The organism is Methanoregula sp. (assembly GCF_049686655.1).
Taxonomy (GTDB): domain Archaea; phylum Halobacteriota; class Methanomicrobia; order Methanomicrobiales; family Methanospirillaceae; genus Methanoregula.
Window position 1 is genome coordinate 63,622 of the sequence record NZ_JBAVIG010000067.1, and the last position, 26,281, is coordinate 89,902.

Annotated in this window: 24 protein-coding genes and 1 pseudogene; 12 read left to right on the forward strand and 13 right to left on the reverse strand. The window is 56.3% G+C overall.

The window, feature by feature from the left end:
• The first annotated feature begins 22 nt into the window (after positions 1 to 22).
• Positions 23 to 1,990: a DUF4118 domain-containing protein gene (locus tag WBL42_RS09755; RefSeq protein WP_424721081.1), complete on the forward strand. Its 1,968-nt coding sequence runs from the start codon at positions 23 to 25 to the stop codon at positions 1,988 to 1,990.
• A gap of 257 nt (positions 1,991 to 2,247) precedes the next feature.
• Here WBL42_RS09755 and WBL42_RS09760 read toward each other — a convergent pair whose 3' ends face one another.
• The 5 genes from WBL42_RS09760 to nifS all read right to left on the reverse strand — a co-directional run bounded on the left by WBL42_RS09760 (position 2,248) and on the right by nifS (position 5,572).
• The gene (locus WBL42_RS09760) at positions 2,248 to 2,673 is read right to left on the reverse strand and encodes a molybdenum cofactor biosynthesis protein MoaE (protein ID WP_424721082.1); all 426 of its coding nucleotides are present in this window, start codon (positions 2,671 to 2,673) and stop codon (positions 2,248 to 2,250) included.
• Positions 2,674 to 2,692: 19 nt separating this feature from the next.
• Positions 2,693 to 2,971: a ubiquitin-like small modifier protein 1 gene (locus tag WBL42_RS09765; protein ID WP_424721083.1), complete on the reverse strand. Its 279-nt coding sequence runs from the start codon at positions 2,969 to 2,971 to the stop codon at positions 2,693 to 2,695.
• Positions 2,968 to 3,753, reverse strand: coding sequence for a HesA/MoeB/ThiF family protein (locus WBL42_RS09770; RefSeq protein WP_424721084.1), 786 nt, complete (start codon positions 3,751 to 3,753; stop codon positions 2,968 to 2,970). Before WBL42_RS09770 ends, WBL42_RS09765 begins: the two co-directional genes overlap by 4 nt.
• Positions 3,754 to 3,948: 195 nt before the next feature.
• Positions 3,949 to 4,383, reverse strand: a complete 435-nt coding sequence (gene nifU / locus WBL42_RS09775; protein WP_424721085.1) for a Fe-S cluster assembly scaffold protein NifU — start codon at positions 4,381 to 4,383, stop codon at positions 3,949 to 3,951.
• Positions 4,373 to 5,572: a cysteine desulfurase NifS gene (gene nifS / locus WBL42_RS09780; protein ID WP_424721086.1), complete on the reverse strand. Its 1,200-nt coding sequence runs from the start codon at positions 5,570 to 5,572 to the stop codon at positions 4,373 to 4,375. Before nifS ends, nifU begins: the two co-directional genes overlap by 11 nt.
• Before the next feature lie 204 nt (positions 5,573 to 5,776).
• On the opposite strand from nifS, the gene WBL42_RS09785 reads away from it, so the two are divergent.
• The 3 genes from WBL42_RS09785 to fdhD are packed head-to-tail and all read left to right on the forward strand — an operon-like array spanning position 5,777 to position 7,773.
• Positions 5,777 to 6,124, forward strand: coding sequence for a transcriptional regulator (locus WBL42_RS09785; RefSeq protein ID WP_424721087.1), 348 nt, complete (start codon positions 5,777 to 5,779; stop codon positions 6,122 to 6,124).
• A gap of 48 nt (positions 6,125 to 6,172) precedes the next feature.
• The gene (larE, locus tag WBL42_RS09790; protein ID WP_424721088.1) at positions 6,173 to 6,976 is read left to right on the forward strand and encodes an ATP-dependent sacrificial sulfur transferase LarE; all 804 of its coding nucleotides are present in this window, start codon (positions 6,173 to 6,175) and stop codon (positions 6,974 to 6,976) included.
• A 29-nt stretch (positions 6,977 to 7,005) separates the two neighbouring features.
• A complete protein-coding gene (fdhD, locus tag WBL42_RS09795) occupies positions 7,006 to 7,773 on the forward strand; it encodes a formate dehydrogenase accessory sulfurtransferase FdhD (protein WP_424721089.1) in 768 nt (255 codons plus the stop codon).
• On the opposite strand, the gene WBL42_RS09800 is transcribed toward fdhD, so the two are convergent.
• Entirely contained in the window at positions 7,753 to 8,709 is a 957-nt protein-coding gene (locus tag WBL42_RS09800) for a TIGR00269 family protein (protein ID WP_424721090.1), read from the reverse strand. The two genes, fdhD and WBL42_RS09800, sit on opposite strands and share 21 nt — an antisense overlap.
• A gap of 3 nt (positions 8,710 to 8,712) precedes the next feature.
• The gene (locus WBL42_RS09805; RefSeq protein ID WP_424721091.1) at positions 8,713 to 8,907 is read right to left on the reverse strand and encodes a hypothetical protein; all 195 of its coding nucleotides are present in this window, start codon (positions 8,905 to 8,907) and stop codon (positions 8,713 to 8,715) included.
• Positions 8,908 to 9,024: 117 nt separating this feature from the next.
• Between WBL42_RS09805 and nadA the strand changes: the two genes are divergently transcribed.
• The gene (gene nadA / locus WBL42_RS09810; RefSeq protein ID WP_424721092.1) at positions 9,025 to 9,951 is read left to right on the forward strand and encodes a quinolinate synthase NadA; all 927 of its coding nucleotides are present in this window, start codon (positions 9,025 to 9,027) and stop codon (positions 9,949 to 9,951) included.
• 10 nt (positions 9,952 to 9,961) lie between these two features.
• On the opposite strand, the gene WBL42_RS09815 is transcribed toward nadA, so the two are convergent.
• Both WBL42_RS09815 and WBL42_RS09820 read right to left on the reverse strand, forming a co-directional pair.
• Positions 9,962 to 10,213, reverse strand: a complete 252-nt coding sequence (locus WBL42_RS09815; protein WP_424721093.1) for a hypothetical protein — start codon at positions 10,211 to 10,213, stop codon at positions 9,962 to 9,964.
• Between the two features lie 3 nt (positions 10,214 to 10,216).
• Positions 10,217 to 10,522 (reverse strand): annotated as a pseudogene (locus WBL42_RS09820) (SOS response-associated peptidase family protein); the annotation flags it as partial.
• A gap of 197 nt (positions 10,523 to 10,719) precedes the next feature.
• On the opposite strand from WBL42_RS09820, the gene WBL42_RS09825 reads away from it, so the two are divergent.
• Positions 10,720 to 12,234 (forward strand): small ribosomal subunit Rsm22 family protein, encoded by a 1,515-nt coding sequence (locus WBL42_RS09825; RefSeq protein WP_424721094.1) that lies wholly within the window; start codon positions 10,720 to 10,722, stop codon positions 12,232 to 12,234.
• Positions 12,235 to 12,292: 58 nt separating this feature from the next.
• On the forward strand, positions 12,293 to 13,654 hold the full coding sequence (locus WBL42_RS09830; protein ID WP_424721095.1) for a hypothetical protein: 1,362 nt from the start codon (positions 12,293 to 12,295) through the stop codon (positions 13,652 to 13,654).
• A 273-nt stretch (positions 13,655 to 13,927) separates the two neighbouring features.
• On the opposite strand, the gene WBL42_RS09835 is transcribed toward WBL42_RS09830, so the two are convergent.
• The 3 genes from WBL42_RS09835 to WBL42_RS09845 all read right to left on the reverse strand — a co-directional run bounded on the left by WBL42_RS09835 (position 13,928) and on the right by WBL42_RS09845 (position 20,102).
• Positions 13,928 to 17,764 carry a PKD domain-containing protein gene (locus WBL42_RS09835; RefSeq protein ID WP_424721096.1) on the reverse strand — a complete coding sequence of 1,279 codons (3,837 nt, stop codon included), beginning with the start codon at positions 17,762 to 17,764 and terminating at the stop codon, positions 13,928 to 13,930.
• Between the two features lie 231 nt (positions 17,765 to 17,995).
• A complete protein-coding gene (locus WBL42_RS09840; RefSeq protein WP_424721097.1) occupies positions 17,996 to 19,126 on the reverse strand; it encodes a type IV pilin N-terminal domain-containing protein in 1,131 nt (376 codons plus the stop codon).
• A 19-nt stretch (positions 19,127 to 19,145) separates the two neighbouring features.
• A complete protein-coding gene (locus WBL42_RS09845; protein WP_424721098.1) occupies positions 19,146 to 20,102 on the reverse strand; it encodes a hypothetical protein in 957 nt (318 codons plus the stop codon).
• 658 nt (positions 20,103 to 20,760) lie between these two features.
• Here WBL42_RS09845 and WBL42_RS09850 point away from each other — a divergent pair.
• The 3 genes from WBL42_RS09850 (at position 20,761) to WBL42_RS09860 (ending at position 23,296) form a co-directional block, all read left to right on the forward strand.
• Entirely contained in the window at positions 20,761 to 21,753 is a 993-nt protein-coding gene (locus WBL42_RS09850) for a radical SAM protein (RefSeq protein ID WP_424721099.1), read from the forward strand.
• Complete coding sequence (gene uppS / locus WBL42_RS09855) at positions 21,753 to 22,520, forward strand: polyprenyl diphosphate synthase (RefSeq protein ID WP_424721146.1); 768 nt, start codon at positions 21,753 to 21,755, stop codon at positions 22,518 to 22,520. The genes WBL42_RS09850 and uppS overlap by 1 nt, the downstream gene beginning before the upstream one ends.
• A gap of 134 nt (positions 22,521 to 22,654) precedes the next feature.
• Positions 22,655 to 23,296 carry a hypothetical protein gene (locus tag WBL42_RS09860; RefSeq protein WP_424721100.1) on the forward strand — a complete coding sequence of 214 codons (642 nt, stop codon included), beginning with the start codon at positions 22,655 to 22,657 and terminating at the stop codon, positions 23,294 to 23,296.
• A gap of 4 nt (positions 23,297 to 23,300) precedes the next feature.
• Here the strand turns inward: WBL42_RS09860 and WBL42_RS09865 are convergent, their stop codons facing one another.
• On the reverse strand, positions 23,301 to 23,930 hold the full coding sequence (locus WBL42_RS09865; protein WP_424721101.1) for an undecaprenyl diphosphate synthase family protein: 630 nt from the start codon (positions 23,928 to 23,930) through the stop codon (positions 23,301 to 23,303).
• 435 nt (positions 23,931 to 24,365) lie between these two features.
• On the opposite strand from WBL42_RS09865, the gene WBL42_RS09870 reads away from it, so the two are divergent.
• Complete coding sequence (locus tag WBL42_RS09870; RefSeq protein WP_424721102.1) at positions 24,366 to 25,073, forward strand: RAD55 family ATPase; 708 nt, start codon at positions 24,366 to 24,368, stop codon at positions 25,071 to 25,073.
• Complete coding sequence (locus WBL42_RS09875) at positions 25,070 to 26,233, forward strand: GTP-binding protein (protein ID WP_424721103.1); 1,164 nt, start codon at positions 25,070 to 25,072, stop codon at positions 26,231 to 26,233. The genes WBL42_RS09870 and WBL42_RS09875 overlap by 4 nt, the downstream gene beginning before the upstream one ends.
• Positions 26,234 to 26,281 lie beyond the last annotated feature (48 nt).

A 26,281-nucleotide genomic window follows, 5' to 3' on the forward strand; every position in this document is an offset into this window, starting at 1 on the left:
CCCGGAGTGTGACACACTGGCCATGGCCGACACTCAAGAATGCCGTCCGGACCCGGACACACTTCTTGTCCACGTCACTGAGGATGAGCGGCAGAAGCACCGGGGGAAGCTGAAGATATTCCTTGGCTATATTGCCGGTGTTGGCAAGACCTACGAGATGCTCAGGGCGGCCCACCTGCGCAAGGACGAATGCATTGACGTCCAGATCGGGTATATCGAGACCCATGGCAGGATCGAGACAGAAGCCCTGGTAAAAGGGCTTCCGGTCATCCCGAGGAAGGAAGTGGAGTACCGGGGGATCAGGCTCGAGGAGATGGACCTGGACGGGATCCTGAAAAACCACCCTACACTGGTTCTCGTAGATGAACTGGCCCACACCAACGTGCCCGGTTCCCGTCATCCCAAGCGTTACCAGGATGTCGAAGAACTGCTTGCGGCAGGGATCGATGTCTATACCACGCTCAATATCCAGCACGTTGAAAGCCTCAACGACGTGGTCGCCCAGATCTCCGGTATCATTGTCCGGGAGACCATACCAGACCGGGTGATTGATGAGGCCACCGAGATCGAGGTGGTGGATCTTGCGCCGCCGGAACTCCTCCAGCGGCTGAGAGAAGGCAAGGTATACGTACCGGACATGGCCCGGACCGCGATCGAGCAATTTTTCAACGAAGGCAATCTGTATGCCCTCAGGGAACTTGCGCTCAGGCGGGCTGCCGAACGGGTCGATGACCAGATGCTTGCATATATGCAGACCCGGGCAATACCCGGCCCCTGGGCGGCAAGCGAGCACCTTCTGGTCTGTATCGGCCCAAGCCCCCTGTCAGAGCGGCTCGTCCGCACGGCCCGGCGGCAGGCCGACCGGATGAACGCCAGCTGGAGCGCGGTCTACATCGAGACCCCGTCGCACCACCGGCTCTCAAAAGAGGGAAAAGAGCAGCTCTGGCGTACTCTCCAGCTTGCTGAAAAGATGGGTGCCACCACGGCAACGCTCTTCGGGCTCAACGTGGCATCTGCGGTTCTCGAGTATGCCCGTCGGCACAACGTGACAAGAATTGTCATAGGCAAGACCCTGCGCCCCCGGTGGCAGGAGTTTGTATTCGGGTCGGTCGTCGACCAGCTCATCCATAACAGCGGTCCGATCGATATCTATGTCATCAGCAGCGGAAAAGACACGCCGGACAAACCGGCAGTAATGGAGCCGCTCCTGCCGGCGACGCCCCCGAAAGACTATATCGTAAGTCTCGTACTCGTCGTGATCATCACGATCGCCGGGTGGCCGATCCACCGGTACCTCTCGCCGACAAACCAGGCAATGATCTACCTGCTGGCAGTTGTCGCGGTAGCCTGGCGGCGGGGCCTGTGGCCTGCGATCTTCACCAGTATCATCGGTGTCCTTGCCTTCGACTTCTTCTTCGTGCCACCCTACCTGACCTTCAGGTTTACCGATTCGGAATACCTGATCACGTTTGCCGGTATGGTCATCGTGGGATCGCTGATCAGCCTCCTCGTGGCACGGGCAAAAAACTATGCCGATGCAGCGAGCATCCGGGAGAAAGAGACCGGGACGCTCTATGCCCTCTCGCAGGACCTCGCAGTGGCAGTTACAACGGATGCGATCATCACGGCGGTCCGGAACCACATCCGTGGAATCTTCGAGTGGGATTCTGTGTTCCTGCTGCCAAAACAGAACGGTCTCGTAGTCCACTCGGCAAGCCCGGGACTTGTCACCGATGACGACGACATTGCGGTCGCGACCTGGGCATTCCAGCACGGGGCCGTTGCCGGGTATGATACCGATACCCTGCACGGGTCGCGGCTGCGGTTCATCCCTCTCCAGGGCACCCAGGGCATTGTGGGGATCATGGGGGTCAGGCCTACGGAACCAAACGGCGTGATAACGCCGGAACAGTCCCGGATCCTGACCGCGTTTGCAAACCAGGCTGCCCTGGCACTCGAACGGGTGAACCTGACAATTACCAGAAAATAATACGACTTGCCAATGTTTTAACAAAGGACATAAAACAGATTGACGGAGGGACAGTGCCTGTCCCCCAATACCTCCTCTCCGCTTTGCGATGATGCGGGAATTACCTTGTCCTGGATTATCGCTGCATGGGGGCTGCCACAACAGCAGGAGTGAAGGCAAGAATTGCCGAAAACCTCTAGGAGCGTCTGAAGATTTTTCTGATGATTTCTACAGAGATAAAAAAATTGGAAATGGATCTGTACGAGACAGAGACACGATTAATGAGCGGGTTTCCCTGCACCGTGCGGGTGCTCGCCCGGCACCCAGCGGTCCCCGTCCTTACGGAGTTCCTTCTTCCAGATCGGGACGCCTTTTTTTATCTCCTCGATGATGTAGCGCGAGCCCGCGTACGCCTCGGGGCGGTGGCCGGCGCTGGCGACGATGATCAGGATATTCTCGCCAACCGGGAGCCTTCCGATCCGGTGGACGATATCCACATGAAAGAGATGGTGGAGTTTTTTTGCCTCCTCCGCGATCTTCTCAAGTTCTTTGAGTGCGACCTCCTCGTACGCCTCAAGTTCCATCTCCCGGATATCGTCGTCCCTCACAACCCCGTCGAAGACAACGACCGCACCTGTACCCGGGCGTTTTGCCTCGTTGATCAGCCGGTTGATATCAACGTCTTCGTGCTGGATGGAGATCATGGTTGTGCTGCCTGCCGGTTTATCCGCCGGCGACCGGAGGGAATACCGCAATCTCGTCCCCGTCCGCCACCTCGACTGTCGTGGTCTCCGCAGGCTCGAGGCGTTTGCCGTTCCGCATGACGATCACGAACTCACGGAAATTCCCCTTCTCGTCAAAGATCGCATCGTAGCCTTCCTTTTTCTTCTGTGCAATATCCTTTACCACGGTGGCAAGCACCATGCCGCTCTTCTTCTCGACCAGGATATCGGTACCGAGCAGCTCCCGGAACCGGGCAAAAAACCGTACTTTTACTGTCATTTCTTTTTCCTCGCAGGGATTTTTACGGGAATCGTTTCAGATTTTTTCGCAGGGGAGTGGCTGCCGCCGCAGACAGGGCACTTCGGGTCCCGCTCAACGCAGATCTCTTCGGCATGGGACTCAAGACCGTCCCAGATGAGGAGACGGCCGGTCAGCAGCCTGCCATCGTGGATCAGGTACTTGATCACCTCTGTGGCCTGGATCATCCCGATCAACCCGGGGGTGACACCAACAACCGGGAAGACTTCCTTTGGCGGTGCCTTTGGGAAGATACACTGCAGACACGGGGTCACATCGGGAATGATCGTGGTGGCCTGCCCGTACAGCCCGCGGATGGCGCCGTGGAAGAGTGGGATCTTCTTATGAACCGCGGTCTCGTTGAGCAGGTAACGGGTCGGGAAGTTATCCATAGCGTCGACTATCCCGCTGGAACTGCCAACGAGCCTTGCCACGTTCGTCTTATCGATGGTCGTATCAATAACCTTCACGGTTATGTCGGGATTGATCTCCCGCAGTTTCTCCGCTGCCGAAGCGGTCTTCTTCTTCCCGATATCCCGGTCATAATGGAGGATCTGCCGGTTGAGGTTAGTCAGTTCGACCACGTCCATATCGACAACCGTGAGCGTGCCGACGCCAGCTACAGCAAGATAGATGGAGATGGGCGAGCCAAGTCCGCCGGCCCCGGCTACAAAGATCTTCGCTTTTTTCAGTTTCTCCTGCCCTTCTTCCCCAAAGAGCAGGATCTGGCGCTTGTACCTGTCGAGTTCACGCTCTGATAACATGGGTCACCTTGGTAGTATTGAAAAACCCGTGGTGGAATGACACGGGAAAACCGGGCATACCGGCATTCGTTTCATTTCATCATTGACGGGAGACTTATATATGAAATCATGTATCGGCAAATTTTTCCTGATCCGGGCAACCGGTGGGGTCCTGCACGGGAACCCGGCTATCCCCGGGTTCCCTGAACTCCGGGATCAGTGCTGGCAGGTGAGGTCTTCCTCGTGGTCATGGGAATGCGGGTTCTTCTCTTCCCACTCGGGCAGACCGTGTTTCTTCCGGTAATCGTTGATCGCCTTGTGGATGCCCTCTTCGGCCAGTACCGAACAGTGCATCTTGATTGGCGGGAGTCCTTCAAGGGCTTCTGCTACCGCCTTGTTGGACACTTCCCAGGCTTCCTCAAGGGTCTTGCCCCGGACCAGCTCGGTCGCCATGCTGCTCGATGCGATTGCAGCGCCGCACCCGAAGGTCTTGAACTTCGCATCGGTGACGATGTTGTTCTCGATCTTCAGGAAGATCTTCATGATGTCACCGCAGACCGGGTTCCCGACTTCGCCGATTCCATCCGCATTCTCCAGTTCCCCGACATTGCGCGGGTTCTTGAAATGGTCCATGACCTTGTCACTGTACATTGCAGCCTCCTTCCTTTCCGCTCTTCAGGTACAAGGGAGACATATCCCTTAAGCGTGATACAACCTTCGGTAGCACTTCTAAAACGAAATCCACGTCTGCATCCGTGTTGATGTTCCCCAGCGTAAGCCGCAGGGAGCCATGCGAGATCTCGACCGGGAGCCCGGTGGCGAGCAGGACATGGGAGGGCTCAAGCGACCCCGAAGTACAGGCGCTGCCGGTCGAGGCGCAGATCCCTTCATCGTCGAGCCAGAGGAGCATTGACTCGCCTTCAATAAACTCGAAACTGATATTGATGTTGCCCGCAAGCCGTTTCTCCGGGTGTCCGTTGAGGCGGGAATGGGGGATCTTTTCGAGGATCCTCTCCATGAGCCTGTCTCTCAGTGCACGGATCTTCCGGTTGTGTCCCTCAATGTCAGCAGTTGCCAGCTCGATGGCTTTACCAAGCCCTACAATACCGGCAATATTCTCTGTTCCTGCCCTGCGCCTACGTTCCTGGCCGCCGCCGTGGATGAGGTTGTCGATTTTGGTACCTTTCCGGATATAGAGGGCGCCGACACCTTTGGGACCATAGAACTTGTGGGCAGAGAGTGAGAGGAGATCGATATTCTGGGCCTTCACGTCCACCGGGATATTCCCGATTACCTGGACAGCATCTGTGTGGAACAGGATCTTGTGATTCCGGGCAATCGCACCCAGTTCTGCGATCGGCTCGATGGTACCGATCTCGTTGTTCGCGTACATGACGGTGATCAGGATCGTCTGGTCCGTGATCGCCTTCTCGAGCTCCGCAGGGTCCACGAGGCCGAACTGGTCCACCGGGAGGTAGGTGACAGTGAATCCTTCCTTCTCCAGGTACTCGCAGGCATGGAGGACTGCATGGTGCTCGATGCTGCTCGTGATGATATGGTTGCCCTTCTTCCGGTTCGCCCAGGCAATACCCTTGATGGCCCAGTTGTCGGACTCGCTCCCTCCTGATGTGAAATAGATCTCGTCCGGCTCAGCGCCCAGCGCTTTTGCCACCTGCTCCCGGGCAGTGTCGATCGCTTTCTTGGATGCGCGGGCGATACTGTAGATGGAGGAGGGGTTTCCGAATAATTCGGTATGGTAGGGGATCATCGCGTCCAGTACCTCTTTGCGTACGTACGTGGTAGCGGAATGGTCCATGTAGACGATGCGTTTCTCACCCATGCTCTTCACCGTATACCAGAATATGTGGCTGGTCTTTTGATTATTCTTTCCTTGAATATTGATGATGTTTGATGATGTGGTTGCCCCGCCGGCCCGTTCCGGGCTGCTGAGTATCGGCAAGTTATATTAGTTGTCAGGATCAATTCACAATTGTGAATACAATCTATTATGTCGGGAATGTGACAACATAAAGGTTGTGTTGTGATGGAAGCTCCCTGTCAGAAAATCGTTTGGGATGTCCTGCCCGCAATCCGGGCGGCAATCGCGGTGGAACTTGTCAGGTGCGGCGTCTCCCAGGTGGAAGCGTCGCGTATGCTCGAGATCGCGCCCTCAGCAGTATCGCAGTACCTGTCGGGAAAGCGGGGGTACCGTATCGAATTTGAAAATGATGTGAAACAGTCGATCGAGCTGCTGGCACAGGATCTCAGGGACGGGAAGAGGGTGAACCTCGTCAAACGCACCTGTGACATCTGCCACCAGCTGCGCGATGGCGGGGAGAATCAGTGCGGCGGCTCCTCAGAAATACCCCCAAAAGAGCGGTGCGGTTCATAACTCCCTCCTCCCCTTCCAGCTGTTTTTTTTATCCAGTATGGTGACACCATGAGCGTTTCTGAGAAAAAGCAGGTTCTTCTTCGTAATATCCGTAACCAGGGTTCGATGCTCATTGCCTTCTCCGGGGGCGTCGACAGTACGCTCCTCGCCGCCCTTGCACGTGATGCGCTCGGGGCAAAGAGTCACTGTGTTCTTCTCGACAGCCCGGTAGTGCCGCGGGCCGCAGTTGAACAGGCAAAAGAGATCGCACGCGATCTCGGACTGGCACTGGACATCATCCCGGTCCCCCACATGGAGCACGAGCAGTTCTGTAAAAACCCTGACGACCGCTGCTATTACTGTAAGAAGATCTCCGCTGTCCACCTGAGGAAGCGAGCCGCTGAACTAGGGATTGCCGTCATTGCCGACGGGATCAACGTCTCGGACACAGGCGAGCACCGCCCGGGCCTCATGGCTTCGACCGAGGAGGGGATCCAACACCCGTTCATCGAGGCCGGGTGCACCAAGCAGGATATCCGGGAGATCGCGAGGGCATGCGGGCTTCCGGTCTGGCAGAAGCCGTCAGCTGCCTGCCTCTCGTCCCGCATCCCGTACGGTGACTGCATCACCTCGGAAAAACTCCGGATGATCGAAGAGGCCGAGGCCTTCCTTGCTGCACAGGGATTCGGCCAGCTGCGGGTCCGGCTGCACGGGAACATTGCCCGGATAGAAGTACATAAAGAGGAGATGGGGAGAATACTGGATCTGCAAGACGCAATAACCAGGGCCCTCAAATCGTTCGGGTTTTCCTACGTCACGCTCGATCTCGAAGGGTACCGCAGCGGCAGTATGGACGAAGTGCTGAAAGAATAACAGCCCCCCATCAGATAACGAGACACCCCATGTTCAAGAAAATCCCCTGCATCCGTGTCGAGGGCGAAACGTTCACCAGCGGCCAGCATGAAGTGATCGAAGAAGTGCCCCTTGCCCTCTTTGTCAACGGGCGGCACGCTATGACCGCGATGATGAGCCCGGTACAGCTTGAGGAGTTCGTCACCGGCTATCTCTTCACTGAACAGATCATCAAGGGTATCGACGAGATCGAGTCGATCAGGATCGACAAGAACCGGATGAGCGTCATCACGAAGAACCTCTTCAAGGTGCTCGGTCCCAAGAAGACCATCCTCTCGGGCTGCGGAGGAAGTACTTCCTACATCGATACCGAGAAGCTGCCGAAGATCACATCGGATTACGTCATCAGTCCCCGGGAGATCTGGAGCTCGGCAAAGGCAGTCCTCAACTCCGAGATCCACGTGACCACAGGGGGGATCCATATCGTCGCGCTCCTTGACCACGAGAAGATCCTTGCCGTATCCGAGGACATCGGCAGGCATAATGCCCTTGACCGGGTGATCGGGACCGCCCTCCGAGAGGGGATAGATCTCTCGCATACCTACGTGATCGTATCCGGGCGAATCTCATCGGAGATGGTCCGCAAGTGCCTTATTGCAAACATCCCCGTTATCGTCTCGCGGGGGGCAACCACCACCCTTGCCGTGGAGATCGCAGAGAAGACAGGGCTTGCCGTAGTCGGTTTTGCCCGGGGTGGGAAACTGAACCTCTACTCGCACCCTGAACGGATTACAGGTTCAGGGCCTGTTTCCGGATAATTCCCGGTCCAGTGTTTTTTTCAGCTGGCAGAGCTGGCAAAGCTCCCCGCTGCAGGGATCCCCGCACTCCCGGCAGCTGCGGAGGGGTCCGGCAGCAATGGCTCCAGTGCAGTTTTTTTCGATCTTTCCCTTGCTTTCCATGAGGCGCAGCATAGTGCCCGGGTGATGGTATTCGAGGGATGAGAGTATGGAACGCACTTCCCTGCGGAGAGCGTGCCGGGCGTACGGGCATTCCGGGAGGTCCATCCATGCCTCGTGGAGCATGAGGTAGGTGGCAATCTCTTTCTCCGACACCGCCATGAGGGGTTTTATCCGGGGGATGAACCGGCCCGATGAGTCGGCGCTGCTGTCCCGCATGAGCCGGGGCAGGTCTCCCCGGAGCACGTTCATCAGAACCGACTGGGCCTCGTCATCGAGATTGTGCCCGGTGGCAAGTTTTGTTGCCCCTGCATCCCGGGCAGCGCTGGCAAGCGCCTTTTTCCGCAGGATACCGCAGATGGTGCAGGCCTGGGATTCCCTCCCGCGGAGGATCGCGTCCAGAGAATCCCCGAACAGGTCGGGGAACGTCACATGACGGTACTCCACACCCAGCGTACGGGCAATGCGGTCGGCCGACCGGACCGTCTCTTCGCGGTACCCGCTGATCCCTTCATCCACTGTCACCGCCACCAACCGTACGTTCTTCCACGACGGGAGCAGCTTCGTGAGAATCATCATGAGGGCGGTCGAGTCCTTCCCCCCGCTCAGACCGACAGCAACGGTGTCGCCCTGGACGATCAGATTCCGATCAGAAACCGTATCGGCAACACGCTGCTCTATTGCAGTGAAGAGATGCGTACGGCAGAGATGGCGCTGTACCGGCCGGTAGAAGAAGACTGCGGGTTCAGAACAGAGAGAGCACCGGGGCTGCCCATACGTACCGCTGCCCGTTACCATGCGTCATCCCCCGTGCGCGATCCGGATCAGCCGGATCTCGTCGTCGTCACCAACCACCGTATCTTCCGGGATGAGAAAACCGCCCCGGGAGGCGATCACCTCGTTGGGGTTGATGCCTTCGGCAAGGAGCAGCTGGTCGAGAGGCATCGTCCCTTCCGTGATAACCCGTTCCGTCCGGTCCGGCAGGATGAGTTTCATAATCCAAGACAGTATGGGAGAGCAGGTTTCTTAAATATCCCGGTAAGGGAAATCATGCTCATCTGCCGTCTGGAAGGACGCGCTGCCAGCGACGCTTTGATAAAACTGCGGGTAGAAATGGATACAGGAGTTTTTGTGCAGGACCACGCAGCGATCAGGGATGAGATCCGCAGGCTGAAAGAGGAGAGGAATGCGATCCTCCTCGTCCACAACTACCAGCCGGCAGAGATCCAGGACATCGCTGACCTGACGGGAGATTCTCTCGAGCTCTCCCGGGCCGCGGCCACGATGGAATGTGAGGTGATCGTCTTCTGCGGTGTGGACTTCATGGCAGAGACCGCCGCGATCCTCTCGCCGGGAAAGACCGTCCTGCTGCCCGCGGAGGACGCCTGCTGCCCGATGGCGCAGATGATCACTGCCGATGAGCTGCGCCTCGTCAGATCCCGTCACCCGGGAGCAGCCGTAGTATGCTACGTGAATACTACGGCGGACGTCAAGGCCGGGAGCGATATCTGCTGCACCTCGTCAAACGCGGTGGACGTGGTCAACTCGCTTGAAGAGGAGGAGATCATATTTGTGCCCGATCAGAACCTCGCACGGTATGCCCAGCGGTTCACGACAAAGAAGATCCTGCCGTGGGAGGGGTTCTGCATTGTACACGACCGGATCACACCTGCACAGGTGCAGGAGGTAAAGCAGGCCCACCCGGGCGCGGAGGTGCTGGTGCACCCCGAGTGCCGGCAGGAAGTGATCGATCTTGCAGACCATGTGGCAAGCACCTCAGGGATTATAAAACATGTCTGCTCTTCGGCTGGACGGGAGTTCATCATCGGTACTGAGGTAGGGATCCTCCACCGCATACGGAAAGACTGCCCGGGGAAGCTCTGCTACCCGCTCGCACCCGCTGCGATCTGCAGGAACATGAAAAAGACCGACCTCGGGAAAGTCCGGGATTCTCTCGCCACGCTCAGTCCCCGGATCACAGTGCCGGAGGATATCGCAGCCCGGGCCCGTAGAGCGATTGAGCGCATGCTTGAGGTCTGAACTCCCCGTATCACTCTTTTCCGGCCGGGGCGTTCTTCAGGGCCATGATTTTATTATACATCTCTTCGCCCACGCATTCCTTTGCATGTCTGCACCACCGGACGCAGGACTCGATGTCGTTGTAAACTACAAAACCGCATTTACTGCACTTCACGGATATATCGTTTGAGAAGAGTTCAACTTCACCACCGCACCGGGGGCATTTCCTCACCGATAGCGTGGGGGTGCGCAGGTTCGCTGCACCCGGACAGTGATCGAGCATGGGTTATTCCGGGAGTGATGTCTGCATCCCGGCAGATGAAGCCAGCGGTTGTACTACCCGCTCGTCGTCCACGGCAGGGTTGTTCACGAGATCCGAAACCCTGGTTACTATCATATCCCTGGAAGGACGGGGACTGAACATATCTTCGGGGGTCCCGTGAGTGATGGGGCCTCCTGCGAGCCAGAGATGCTCATTATCCCGGGCCAGGATCGCGGGGTATCCGGTGGTGATCGGAACCACAGGGGAATTGGGTGCCGCAGTGATGATCGTGAAGCTTGAAAGATTCCGGCCATCTGTTTCCTGCCGGGTATCATAGAGCCCCTCACAGAGTCATTCCGGATCTTTGCCGACGGGTATTTCATCCGGCCGCTGGTGACGTGAACCTATCCGGCCGGCAGGGGAGCCCGGCTTCCCGGCCGCGTTCTTCTCCAGCCTGCAACGGCCTTAGGCCGTTACAGACTTATACAAACATGTAAGACCCCGGCTCGCCAACTATCCGGCTGATCATGGCCGGCAGGGAACTTATCTCCTCAGTAAAATATATGGCCGGGACAAAACCGGTCTTTTCCTTATCGGAGCTCCTCCCTTATCTCGACGAGCCGCTCACCATCGGGGAACTCTTCAGGGCAATTTCTGCCGACCTCTCCCCGCTCGGGCTCGTAGCAAAAAAGGCGGGGGAGGACTACATTATCTCCCGGATCCCTCCTGTCCAGCCCTATATCCTCAACGAAGAGGAGGAGAAACGCCTTTCTGCATTTCTTGACAGCAGGGCCATGCCTGCCGTACTGGAAGGCTATATAGAGCAGTATATCACCAGAAAAACAGGAAAGGACTGGACGGACCCGGTTTCCACCGAACGGCTCCGGAAGGCGATTGTCGCCCAGAAGGATGACTACTGGAAACCTGCGCACCGGCGCTCCCTCCAGTACTCAAAGGGCTACAGCGTACTCGGTTATCTTGCATACCATTTTCCGGTCTATTTCATGCAGACCGAACACCTGCTTGCGCAGCTGGCGCGTGACGGCCTCCTGAAAAAAACCATGACCATCCTCGATGTAGGTACCGGGCCTGGCGTTGTCCCGCTTGCCATCGCTGATTTCTGGTCCCGGCTCGACAATGCACAGGCCTCCGTGTATTCGATTGAACGTTCTGAGGAGCATATCGAGGCATTCCTGTACCTGAGGGACGCCTTTGTACCCCGGGGGGGAAACGTCTCGGTCAAGCCGCCGTTCAAGGCCGATATCACGCAGCCCGGGTCTGCTGCCCTCCCGGAGAAGATCGATCTCGTCATCTTCTCCAACGTGCTCAATGAACTGGAGGATGCCACGATGGATACCCGGGCAGCAATCGTGGAGAAGATCGCAGAACATCTGGCCCCGGACGGAACCATTTTGATCACAGAACCTGCCGATGAAGAGAACGCGGTCCGGATGAGGACCCTCACCGCGGAACTTCAGAAGAAAGGTCTTTTCGTCTATGCCCCGTGCTCGTTCATCTGGGGCACACCCTGCACTGCCCCCCGCTGCTGGAGTTTTCTTTCCGCACTCTATATCCGGAAGACCCGGCTGATGGAGCACCTTGCCCGGTGCGATGAGCCATACCGGTACGTGAATACCGATATCAAGTACAGTTATGCAGTCCTGCGAAAGGACGGCCTGCGAAAATCGGCGTACCGGGTTGGTCCCGGCTCAAAATTCCTCCGGCTGTCCAAAATCCACCTGCATGTGGGCAAACGGATCAACGTGGCCGGTGTAAAGATGAGCGGGGAACTGGGGGATGCGAAGAACCATCTCTTCAAGATCTGCGACGGGACCGCAAAGACCCCGGTTTATGCAGTACTCCCTTCATACCATGAGACACCGGAGAATGAGGCACTCCGTACTGCACCCTACGGCACGGTTCTGGAGATGCGGGGCGTGCTGGTCCGGTACAATAAGTCGCACGACGCGTACAACCTGCTGGTGAGCAGGAATACGGTAATACAAATGCCGGACAGTGAGATACCGGACAGGGATCTCTGAAGAAACCCGCAATAATATAAAAGGTGGCGCACAGTAACGTGTAGTAACGTGTGGTGCTATGGACGACCTGAACCTGTCAAGCGATGAGTCCGTTATTTACAAATCGCAGAAGATCATCAGCAGCGGCAGTGGTTATGAAGCGATCATTACCGACAGGAGGTTCATCCTTGCTGAAAGCGGGGCCGGAACGATCCGCGAGGACCTCCCCTTTACTGCAATCGCGCTTGCAGTTCCTGAGTTCAATTCCCTGCGGGAACCGGTTATTCTCCTCAGCATAGCATCACCTGACGGGGGCAAGCGGGAACTCGAGCTCATCTTCGTCCATGTGGTTGGGGACCTGAACGTCCAGGACCGTGACCGGTGCCTTGCAACCCTCCGGGCCCGGGACGTTACCGTAGAGGGCCCGGTCCACCAGGTTATACCCCCCTCACTGGTACGGAGGGGGACAGCAGAAGATTCTGTCGGCAGCGATGGAGAGAACGTCCGGCCCGCGGTACCGGAATGGACGGTCTATGGCACACCCCGGTATATCAAACAGGCCCCGGAAGAGGCTCCGCCCAGATCACCCCTTGTGCCGGTCATTGCCGCGCTCCTTGTCATAGGACTCTGCATCGGGGGCATTCTCATCGCCGGGCATCTGTTTGGATCAAATCCTGTCCCCGGGGCAGTTACCGTGTCGGGCCAGGAAGCCGGTGTGACGGAGACCGTTACTCCGACCCAGGCTCTGCTTCCTGAAACCACAGCCGTTCCTACCCTGAATCTCCCTTCCGCCGCGGGTGCGATTCCCTCAGACGGCGTGTGGGTCAGGGTATCTTACCCGGGGAATTTTTCCGGAACCGTGGGCGCAGAGGGATGGATGACGGAAGTGAACGGATCCGGGACACAATTGTACCAGCTCCCGGTCCATGACACGACAATCGGGGGGACAATTGAAAAACAGGATGGTTCGGGAAATATCCTTGATATCGTGCTGTACAATGGAGGTACACCCGTATCGGAAAGCACGACGGCAAAACCGTGGGGGGCTGTCGATCTCGATATTCCTGTTGGTCCCGCACTCATGAACGGACCGGTAACTACCGCTGCCACCCTTGCCACCCCTGCAGTTGCTGCCGCTGCCACACCTGATACATCACTCCTCCTGCATGAAATCCCTGCTACCGGTGTCTGGGTGCGGGTCGCCTACCCGGGCAATTTTACGGGCACGATCTCTGCAAACGGCATCGGCCAGGACGTGAATAGTTCCGGCGACCAGTTCTACCAGTTATCCATGGCCACCGGGACTATCGACGGGTTCATCGAGAAGGGTGACGGGTCCGGGGAGAACATGATTGTCCAGGTGTATAAGGACGGAACGCTCGTCACGTATGACAATACCTCCGCACCACTCGGCACCGTGGAGATCCATACGACGGTGTAGGAACAGACAGTCTGCTCCGGCTGTTCAGTCCCGCACGACGAATGGCTGAATGATACTTTTTTGGGGATTCTTCATAGAGAACCATATCCTTTTCAATGATGCCGTAACGATAATTTTTAGTTTCCCTTTCTGACTCCCTTGCAAACGGGAACACCCGTCCGGTGCTGGCAGGGGAAACATCCGCAGGGTACGATGAGCCATTTCATGGATAAAAAAAGAATGATTGCAGTTTATTGTGGCCGAAGTTTTCTCTCTGCCGTCCACTACCAGGGATTAATAGTACTTGATGATGACAATACCGGAGCCGCCGGCACCACCACTATAACTTGTCGATCCTTTATAACCCCCGCCGCCACCGCCACCGCCGGTATTCGCTGTTCCGGCTGTACCGGCAGCACCATCGCCCCCGGCACCGCCGCCTCCGGAAACTGTACCGACTGATAACGAATTCTGGCAACCTCCACCGCCGCCTCCGGCATAGGTTACCGATGCACCCGAAATGGACGATGCGGTTCCTGCTCCCCCATTACCGGCAACAGTAGTACTTGCAGTAGTACCAGCACCCCCGCCCCCGCCCCCGCCACCGCCGAGATAATTAGCTCCATTGGTATTTCCCGATCCTCCATTGTTTCCCTGACCGGCAGTACCCGTGCCGTAATTTGTTCCCGATCTTACGCCTCCACCGCCGGAACCCCCGTTTGCTCCGGTACTGACCGAAGCCGTGGTATTACTGGTACCGCCACCGCCTCCACCGGTCGCGGTGAATGCTGCAAATACAGAGTTCCCCCCGTTTGCACCATGAGCGGTTATCGTTGTTGCCCCGCTGCCACCGGCTCCTACCGTTACAGTTAATCCGTTTCCGGAAGTTACTGAATATCCTGTACCATTCAGGAATCCACCGGCACCCCCGCCGCCACCGTAATCCCCGCCGCCACCGCCACCACCTATTACAAGGTAATCAACCTTAGTGACTCCTGCGGGTACGGTCCAGGTAGTTGTCCCGACCGTGGTGAAACTTTGGATGATGTAATAATCGTATTTGTCACCTGTCACAATTCCGGATGTTCCACCGGTTGTAGTGACCGTGATATCAACGATGCCGGCTGAACCTACCGGGGAGGTCGCTGTAATCGACGTAACATTGTTCACCGTATACGAGCTTGCCGCCGTGCTGCCAAACATTACTTTTGTTGCTCCCGTAAAGCCTGTCCCGGAGATGGTCACCGATGTTCCACCGGCTGACGTTCCGGTTGTCGGTGAGATACTGGACACCGCAGGGGCGGCCACATAGGTGAACTGGTCAGCAGATGACGTCGCGGATGTCCCCCCGGTTGTACTGACGGTGATGTCAACAACTCCTGCGGAAACGGGCGGGGCTGTTGCGGTGATCGATGTGGCATTGTTTACGGTATATGAGCTTGCCGCCGTGCTGCCAAACAGCACTCCTGTCGCGCCGGTGAAATTCGTCCCGGTGATATTTACTATGGTCCCACCGGCTGACGGACCTGTTGACGGGTAAATGCTGGTGATAACCGGCGCAGGGGGTGTCACATTGATATACGACGACCTGACCAGGGTAGAATTAGTCACGGTCCCATTTCCTACGGTAAGACTTACGGAATAAAGACCGGCATTTGGATATGTGTATACCGGGTTCTGGGCGGCCGATGTATTCCCGTCGCCGAAAGCCCATGACCATGAACTGACGGGTCCCGTGGATCTGTCCGTGAATGTCACTGCCATGGGTCTGACACTGGTAACCGGAGTAGCGGTGAAATTCGCCAGTACCGGAAGCGGCGGGCTGATTATAACGTAATTCGTTTGTGTTACCGATCCGCTTCCACCGGCATTCGTCGCCGTAAGGGTTACATTGTAGGTGCCGGCTGCTGCATAGCGGTGGAGCGGGTTCTGCACCGTGGAATTCGTTGAATCCCCGTCACCGAAATTCCAGGACCACGAGGTAGGCGTATTGGTGGAGGAGTCTGTAAATGAGACGGGGAGCGGCGCATTTCCGGTGAGTGGCGTGGCGGAGAACCCCGCCACCGGGGGATACACCACCGCCACGTGCCAGACATTCGTCACCTGGGTGAGGGTAGTTATCGTGGTATTTGTATACTGGAGACGTGCAACCGCATACCCCTGGTTCTGGTACATATTCACTACGATGTGATGGTAACCTGGTGTCAGTGTCTCTGTGCCGGTGACCGTTGTTACGGCGTGGAGCCCCCCGTTGTTTATCAGCTCGGTGCCGTCTACCCACATGTACGAGCCGTCATCCGAACTGAGATCGAACGTATAGGAATCTTTTGCGGCAATCAGCAGGTAGCCGTCCCAGGTCACGCTGAAGTTGGTGGTCCCACCGGTCATCGGGATTGCCCAGTTCACTTCGTCGGATGGCTGGCCGGGCTGTGAGGCGTTATCGGAATAGCGGATCTCCGGATCTGTTCGCATGCCCGCCGGAGTCGTCCAGGTCTGCCCATAATAATAAGTGGCCATAAAGCCGGGGACATAGGAGCCGACGGTTATGTAATTCGTGTAGGTAATCGTACTGCTGCCGAATGAATTTGCCGCAGTGAGGGTGACATTGTAGGTGCCAATCGACGTGTAGGTATGGGCAGGGTTCTGGACATACGAGGCTGGTGACCCGTCCCCGAAATTCCATATCCAGGTGGTCGCATCGAGCGATGTATCATTGAACTGAACATTCAGGGGGGCATTGCCGGAAAGGGGGGAGCCGGTGAAACCGGCTGTCGGTACGGTGATGGGCGTATGGTAGAAAGGAATATTTTCGTTCTGGGTGATATTGGGCGAGGAATAATTCAGGTACACAACCGCTTGGCCGGGATCCTGGAAAAATTTGACGAAAAATGTATGGTAACCCGGTGTCAGCTGGAGGGGCGTATTACTTACCAGCTGGGCGCTGTGCTCATTACCGTTGTTGATCACCAAGTTTCCATCGATGTATAACCATGACCCGTCATCCGACGTAAGATAGAAGGTGTAAGCATCGGTCGTGTTGATCAGGATAAACCCGGTAAAGTTGGCCGACATCTGCGTCTGCTGGCCGTTCGTATACAGGCCCGGCCACGGGCTGACATCCGAATTGTAGGTAGGCAGACTGGTCGGGTCGGCAAAATGGATTCGGGGTGCTATGTTCGTTGATACCGGCACGGTCCAGGCCATGTCACTAAAGTAATTCGCAATACAGCCGGGTGTCATGTTCGAGGTGAACGTGGCAGCGAGGGTCTGGTTGGTAGTCACGTTGGTAAACGTATACGAGGACGGTACCGGAATCACCGGAGTCCCGTTCACCACGATTGAGCCGAGTAGGTATCCGGAATTGGGGGTGATGGTATATGTCTGGTTTGCTCCAAAGGAAACCGTCTGGTTACCGGGGGAGACCGTTCCACCCGGGCCGGCAGTAACATTAATCCAGTATGTATTTACTGCAACCGCGGTAAATGTGGAAGCAATCGTATGGGTGGCAGTCACATTCTGGAACGTGTAGGACGTCACTGCACCGACCGAACTGCCATCCACGGTTACCCCCAGAATCGTGTAGCCGCTGTTTGGCAGGATGGCAAACGTCGCCGGTGCCCCGGACGCGACCTGCACCGTCCCGGACGGGCTGATGGATCCCCCGGTCCCTGCGGTTGTAGTGATCGTATAAAGCGTCACATCCTGCTGGACACTTGTCGGGGTTCCGAGGAGGAGGCTTGCGATGAGATAGGATCCTGTGCCTACCGCAGCGGTCTGATTGTAAATAACATCGACCCTGCTTGGCATCGGTGCCGAAGCACTTACGGTATAACTGAGGGTCTCACCCAGCGTCCAGGTATTGTCGCTCCCCAAACCGGTGAAAGGCTCCGCCGTCCCATCCACCAGGATTTGGAGCCGGTTTCCCGAAAGTGCGTCGCCACCGGCATGATACAGGCTGATGGTCCTGCTCTGGTTGGTGGCAACGACATTCACGGCAGGAATTTTATCAGGAGGGGTTGTGGAGAAATACATAACGGCAAGCACGCCGGCTGCAACCACGAAAATGGAGATCAGCATCAGTACGCCGACCATCTCTGCTGCTCCGCGTTCCTTCCTGCTTTCCCTCGACATGTGAACTCCTGACGGTATTACCTGCCGGCATTCCCGAGAGCCTGTTGATACTATCATTTAAAGATACTTATGATATAAGAACGCATCCGTTTCTGTACACGGGTTGATCCGAAGATTTAGTGCTTTTAATAGATACTGGGGGAAATTACCCAAAAGTTCTGGCAGGAAAACCCGGGCACAGGTTTCCAGGAATAAAATTCCCTTTGATTACCCGGATGAAAACCGGAAAATTTACGGATATACCTGGTTACCGTTCACCGTGACCTGAGTTGTATTGCCTGCGAAAAATGTACTTTTCGTGGTGTTATCATACTGCAGGACAAAAAAACCCACACTGCCGGGTGAGACATTGTAAATATAAATCTGGCTGTTGTTGAGTCCGTTGATCAACTGGCTGGTAAGCTGCGGCGTGGTATTCACCAGATAATTATATTTCGTCAAACCTGTGTAATACGACCCGAGGGAAGTTGCGGTTGTAAGGGTAACCGTTGACTGGAAATTGGAATACCCGGTAATTACCGTATTATTAATCAGAATATTATTGCAGACGGTGTTGCCGTACGGATCGGCAACATTGAGGTTGACGTTGGCCGCAGTCAGCTCCCAGAGCTGGTTGCCTATTCCCGCTATTCTGAAACTCTGGTTGTAGCTGTTTGGCTGAGTGATCGTAACCACATCACTGACGTTCAGTTTGAGCGGGTTGCTGGCCAGGCAGGAGGCTGAGGACCATGCTATAGTAGAATTGGGCTGGGTGATCGTGAACTGGAGATATGGTGTAATGGTCTGGGATAGTGCAGTGTTATTTTCACGATAAAAAACGACGGAGCGGCTCGATACATTCTGTACCAGTTGGGGGACTGATATCACCGGGGGATACGCTGAAGCCGTGATCACGTCCAGGTTGTTTACCGGACTCGCTGACGTTATGTTGCTGGCAGTACCGGACTGAATGATAATCCCCCCGCTCCCAGGGGCGCCCCCCCCGGTGGCGTTGTAGATGATCGCTACGCTGTGCTGCTGGCCGGAGGTGATTCCGGAGATTACCAGGTTCTTGCCAAGCGACCAGGTATTGCCGCCACCGGAGACCGTGTAATTATGCACCACCCCGTCAACAAGGACTGAAAAAGTGCCCGTTGTCAGGCTGTCCCCGCCATTATGGTAGAGATAGAGATTGTTACCGTTATCCGTCCCGGTCATGAAATTGACATTGGGGATCTCCTGGGGTGTGCTCTGGGAGAAGAGGGCCACCCCCACAATGGCGACTGCCGCAATAACCACCGAGATCAGCAGGATGGCCCCGATCACTTCTGATACGCCGGAGTCTGTGAGATCGTTGTTTTGTGTGCGGAAATGGTGCTGCATGGATGGGGATCTTCTCTCATCAGTCCAGGTTCGATACGATACTGTTCAGGGTGACGGCGTACTGGGCTGGTTGTATGGCCATGTTGACATCCGGTGTGAGCACGCCACTAGAGGGACCGGTGATGTTCATGAATGCGGAACCCGGTATTGCTGACACCGGACTTATGCCGAATGTATAATTCCTTGCATCCAGGATACCCCCGTTCGAACGGCTGGTGTTGAACACGCCGAGCCACATCTGTGCCGCAGTATAATTTGACACGGTCACAGAGGTGTTTACCCAGTACTCCGCACCCGTGGCCGGAGGCGCGAGCGTCATCAGCCGTGAGTCCACCCGGACCGGGCCATTGCCTCCCATGCTGCCTATACCGTTGAGGGTGATGGGGGTGATTTCCACAAGATAGACCGAGTTGGCATTCACAAAGGAGATCGGTGGTGCGACACGGCATACCGATCCGTTGAGCTGGGTGAGGAATACGCCCCCGTCTTCATAGTAGTATGTCTGCTGGATCCAGTAGTTGTTCTGCGACTGGTACTGGAGGATGGTCAGAGGATATGTCAATGTATTTGTCCCGGACGGGCCGCTGTAGGTAACGTTCAGGGTATCTGAAGTGTTCAAAATGGACAGGGTTGCCGATGAGGGGATGGGGTTCATCATCGGCAGGAAGAGACCGCTGGCCTGCGTGTCTCCCCCGCCGGTACCGAGATCTATGGATGTGGAGACGGTCACACTGTTCTGGTTCCATGATGCGCCGTACGGGCTGTTGATCCAGAGGGAGTCCAGGCTGATCTTGTAATTGGTGAACTGGTCTTTCACCGTGTTCATCTGGGTGATCTCAGCCACCCTCCCGTTAACAGGGACCACATACACCATCCAGAGGGCAAAGGCCGTGACAAGTATCCCGAGAAGGAGAATAAACCCGATAACCTCGGAGAGTGCATAATCCCTGCCCTGTCCCGCATTACCGTCTCTCATAATCTATTAAATCGTGTATGGCTTGGCTAATAAAGATAGTAGTACGGCAGATTCCGGTGCTTTACGGAACACAGTTACATGGAGAAATTACCGGGACCAATGAATGTACCTCATAATCAGGGGAACTACCGGGCCGTTGGGGTCACCGGTCGAACTTCCTGGTATGGCTTCACGACAAACGCCCGGACGCAGTTGTTGAAAGAGGGGTCGCATGGGTACAATGTGATTCCCGGCAGAATTGCCTTCACAGGAAGTTCACGTCATAAATTTACCGTCATGCCGCTTTGTGTTCGGTCCCGTTTCGCATAATGTACCCATGCGACCCCCTACCACCATGTTCCGTTTTTCTGTAAAACTTTACATATTTCACGTTATAAAAATGAAGACAACGCAATCGGGATGAGTGGAGGGGGTCACATGGGTACAAACGTGACTCCCCACCGCAGCCTGGGTTGGAGTGATCCCCAGCCTCTCGCGGTACGGGTTATTGAGTTCGGATGGCGTTCACGCATATCCGGTATAAGCCCGGCACTGTCGGTTTCAGTTCACGGTTGCAATGGGAGGTTGCCGGGCCTAAGAAGGGTTTTGAATCCTGACACCAAACATAAAGATTACTTTTCATGTGTGATCTCTGTCAGTCCCGGGCCGGGTGGTCCCGGTGACCCTCGCAAAAGGCTGCGTGCTCTGCAACCAGGGTGCAAAGATGGTGCTCTTTGTCACGGGACGCTGCCATCGCTCCTGCTGGTACTGCCCGCTCTCATCAGAGAGGAAGGGGACCGACACGGTGTTTGCCAACGAGCGGCCGGTGGACATCCCCTCCCAGATCATAGAGGAAGCAGAGAACATGAGTGCGCTCGGGACCGGGATCACCGGCGGCGAACCGCTCCTCTGCCTTGACAAGGTGACGGCATACTGCAGGCTCTTAAAGGAGCATTTCGGCCCTGAGCACCAGATCCACCTGTATACGGCAAAAGCCCCGACACATACCGAACTTGCGGAGATGCAGGGACTGGTGGACGAGATCCGTCTGCACCCCCCGCACGAGTGCTGGGATACGATCCTTGAAACGGATTTTATCCGGTCAGCCCGGCTCGCAAAGGAGATGGGGTTTGATATCGGCATCGAAGTACCTTCCCTTCCCGGGCTGGAACACCTGGTCCCGGCGCTCCAGTACCTCGATTTCCTGAACATCAACGAACTCGAGTGGGGTGAGACCAACGCGTATGCAATGCGGGAGCGCGGGTTCGAGCTCGCCGACGAACTGCATAACGCCATCGACGGGGCAATAGGCTGGGCAGAGGAACTGTGCCGGCACGATAAGGTCCACTGGTGCTCCTCCGCGTTCAAGGACTCGGTCCAGCTCCGTGAACGCCTGAAGCGGATCGCGGAAAACACGGCCCGGCCGTTCGATGAGATCACCCCGGACGGGACGGTGGTCTATGGTGTCTTTGAACCGGAAAGCGGGAAAACCGCAGAGATCGCGCACTTCCTTGAAGAGCGGTTCGAGGCCGACAGCTTCGCGATCTTCACGGACAGGATCGAGACGGCATGGTGGCTCCTGGAGAAACACGCCGATGAGATGGCCGGGGAGAAATATGTCATCGAGCGCTACCCCAACGGGGGCATGATCGTGGAGAGGACGCCCCTGTGATCGCCAGAACCTTTATCGAATCCCTGTATGAGAAGCACCTGCGCCGGCAGTGCCGGCATGTACCCAATCACATAGCAATCATCCAGGACGGCAACCGGCGGTATGCAAAGCTCTTCGGGTTGGATACTGCAGACGGTCACCGCGCAGGGGCTGACAAGACCGAGGAGATGCTCGACTGGGCGCATGAACTCGGGATCCATCACATCACGCTCTATACCTTTTCAACGGAGAATTTCTCACGCCATGAGGAGGAAGTGAGCCATCTGTTCGCCCTGTTCAGGCTGAAATTCATGAGTGTTGTGACCGACGAGCGCGTAAACCGGTACAGGATACGCGTCCAGATGGTGGGGGACCGGTCCCTGCTTCCCGATGACCTGCTGGAAGCGATCAATACTGCCGAAGATGCCACAAAGAATCATACCGGGTTTCACCTCAATATCGCACTTGCCTATGGCGGCAGGAACGAGATCGTCCTCGCAGCCCGGGAGATCCTCGAAGAGATGGAAAAAACAGGGGCTGACCCATGCAGCATCGACGTCCAGACCGTGGAGGAACATCTCCACAGCGGCAAAGGGATCCCTCCCGTAGACCTGATCATCAGGACCGGCAACGAGTGCCGGACCTCTAACTTCCTGCCATGGCTTGCAAACGGGCATGAATCGGCAGTCTATTTCTGTGCCCCGTACTGGCCACTCTTCCGGAAGATCGATCTCCTCCGGGCGATTCGTATCTACGATCAGCGGGTTTCCGCACAGTCCTCCCCGTAACAGCTTCCCGAAACCCGGCATGGTGTGGGGAATCTATCGTTTACTATATTTCCCTGTACTCACAGAACAACACATGAGGGGTAATAACGGGAAAGAACAATGAGGGGGGGGAATGGCGCACGATCAGCCTGGCCGTGCGGGCCGACATTCTCGAAAAAGCGACGAAACAGGGTGCGGATATACGCGGGATATGCAATCGTGCGCTTGCCACTGCAGTAGGGGTTGACTACAATCAACGGGAGAAAGACCGGGTCACTGACAGGAAACCGGTCATTATCGCAAAGGAGTCTGCTGCCGCGGTACTCCCGCCGGTGATCCCGCTTCCACTGCCTGCTCCCAAGCCTGACGGCCATCTTCACCCGGTTATCAATGCCGATGACCCGTCCGCTGTCACTTCGGTGAAACGGACCCTTCGCACTCCAACGGTACCACCGGTGGCGGCACCATCCCCCGTGCAGGAGCGCAAAACGCCGGTGCCGTCAGCCCCGTCTGAAAAACCGGCCAAACCAAAATCAGGTAAGAGTACGCCGAAAAAGAGGGGGACCTCTCCTGATCTCAAAAAATTTGTCTCGGAGACGATCCTGCGTGAGGAAGCGGAGAATGCCTCAATCACCAAGGAAGCGCTCTACCAGGCCTTTGCCCGGTGGTGCCGGGAACGCAGGATCGCCACGGCACCAGACAAGAAAACCCTGACCGTGGCCCTCAAGAACCAGTTCGCCCTGAACGAGAAGGTCGTGGATGGCGAACCCTCGTGGGTGAATGTCCGGCTGAAATAACCGGTCACTTCCCGAACCTGCGGATCCGGGACTGGTAATCGCGCAGCACCCTCAGGAAATCCACCTGCCGGAACAACCTCCAGTTCACATCCGAGAAAAAGAGCTCGGAATAAACCGACTGCCAGATAAGGAAATCGGTGAGGTGGTCGCCCCCGCTCTTGATCACGACGTCCGGAGTGTACTGGAACGTCAGGTAGGACTCGAGCAGTTTCTCGTCAACGCAGTCAGGAGCTATGTGATCCCTGGCCATCTTCCGGATGCATTCCGTAATTTCTTCCCTGCCGCTCTTGCCCACTGCCACCACCACATCCATGCCCTGGCCGGCCACCTCTTCACGGTCCCCCATGTGGAGGATCAGGCGGGCAATAGTTCCGATCTTCCGGATCTCAGGCAGGCACTGCTCAAGGCTTTCCGATGACGGCGTGGCTATGTGGAACATGAGGCTGCGGATCCCGCCCGCCGGTCCCGGGGTCATGCGGGAGACCTGTGCCGAGATCCCGCTACACCATGCGGTGACGTTATAGAGGTTCTCCGGTGACTCCGCAAGGTCCTGCCCGCTGATCATGAAACAGACGTGCCCCGGGAGCACCGTGATCTGCCGCATGAGCAGGCGTGCATAAAGCCAGTACAACATCGCTGCCCAGTTATTGCGTGCCAAGGTTAAATAGCCTTGAGGATTTTCCGGGGCAATCACCCTTATTGACATGCCCCTCTCCCAAACTCCTGCCACGAAATGTTGACAGGGTGTAAAGAGATACACCTGCTGTGTTCCCTGCGGGAATATCACCTGGAAGGAACCCGGTTCTCTTTTAAAATCAGATCACGGCTCATGTCCCCGGTGCCTGCGGTTGTCCCGGCAGGAGTGGAGAACGGAATCCGGGAACCGGCCGGGCTTTAGTTCAACACGTTTAGGGTTGTCAGCCCATTCCTGTACCATGCGTATCCGCAATCTCTGTCCGGTACCGCCAGCAGGGACAAAGACCGGTTTTCTCACGTCGGTTCATACAATCTTCCTCGGTCTGCTGATAGGAGCAATTATAAACCTGCTGGCGAAATGATCATCCACTGAATGTACTGTTATAAAACAGGAATTGCACAAATCGACGATGTCAGTGGTGGATTCGAGGCAGGAACGAACATCCTCATACTTGCCCCCCCCATGAGCTATGCCGATCAGCTGGCATACGCCCTCACGAAACCCCTTGACGGAGAATATGCGATTGTCCTTTCCACAAATGAACGGGCCGCTGAAGTAGTGGATGCATTCAAGCTGGCAGGAGCGGACAAGCGGTTTACCGGGGTCATTGACGCGATTACCAAGAGCTCGACTACCGGCATTGCGGATACCCAGCGCCTGATGTTCGTCTCCAGCCCGACAGACCTGACGGGAATCGGCATCAAGTTCTCCAACATGGTCGAAACAATCTTCGAGGGGAACTTCGCTGAAGGGGAGACAGGTCTCTTCCCGCCACCGATCAGGTTCTGCGTAAACTCTATCTCCACGCTCCTGATGTACCGCAGGCTTGAGGTCCTCTACCAGTTCCTGCATGTCCTGACCGCCAAACTGAAGAAGATTGAGGGAGTGGGCATCTACCTCCTCAACAGCGAGTCGTTCGATGAAAAAACCCTCTCCCTGATCAAGCAGCTGATGAACTGCGTCATTGAGGTGAAGATCGAACAGAACATGAGTTATATGCGTATTCAGGGGATCCGGGGGGTACCCGGTGAGTGGCTCAAGTTCTCCGTAGTAAAAGGAAAGGTGACCATACTCTCATGATCTCAACGGGGGTCAGCGGGCTTGATGAAATGCTCGGCAGCGGCATCCCCCGGGGCAGCAGGGTGCTTTACAGTCTGGAGCCGGGTGTTGACGGCCAGCTCTTCATGCTCTCCTCGCTTTCCTGTGCGCTCGCAAAAAGGCTTTCCTGCCTTGTGATCCTTCCGCATACCACGGTGGATGCATTCCGGAACGATGCAACAAAGATGTACGGCGCACGGCTGGATCTCGTATCGGGACCTGTGGTCTTCATGGATGCAATTGACCGGGAGCGGATCCAGAAGGCCTCCCGTTCCGAAGAGGGCCGTGAACACGAATGGCAAGCCCGTATCCGGAAGATCTGCAGGGACCACAGCGTGGACGTGATCTTCGCGTATTTCGATCTCCTGTACGAGGATTTCGGTCCGGAGAAGGCGATCCGCCTCCTTGAATCTGCCCGCGAGGACCAAAAGACGACTCTTGTCCTCGAGCATCTTAACCTTGGGGGAACCGCACTGCTTGAACGGTTCATTGGCGAATTCTCCTTCGATCTGATCATCGCGGTCAGGGCGTCATTCCGCCCGATACCGCATTTTAACTATTTCACCATGGTCCATACGTCATGGTCACCGGCAGCCCCGCGATCCGTCCCGTTCATCATCAGGGAGGGAAGGATCATTCCTTTTATTCCCAGGATCGTTGTGACCGGCCCTGCGCATGCAGGAAAATCCACCTTTGTCGCACAGGCTTCTGATGACGGGCAGTCTGTAGATCGTCGCAGTCCTGAGGGAGAACCGACAACTGTTGCCATGGACTTCGGGTGGCTGCACTGGAAAGACTTTGACATCACCCTGTACGGGACGCCCGGGCATACACGGTTTGACTCCCTTCTCCCACCCTACCTCAGGCATGCGATAGGCGTTGTCCTTATCGTTGATGCAACAAAACCCGATACGTTCCCGAGGGCAAAATATCTCATCGATATGGCCGTAAAACGCAGGATCCCCTATGTTATCGCGGCCAACAAAAATGATCTCCCTCAGCTGATAAAACCCGGAGAGATCAGGGCTGCGCTGGGCATCGGCGACGACATTCCTGTCTTCCCCATCTCGGCGACTAGGAGATCGGACGTACATTTCGTCCTGGAATCGATGGTTGACTCCATCACGCAGTTCAGCTATTGACCCGCCTGCCGTGACAGGTCTTCTCACTTCACGGATATAAGGGAAATA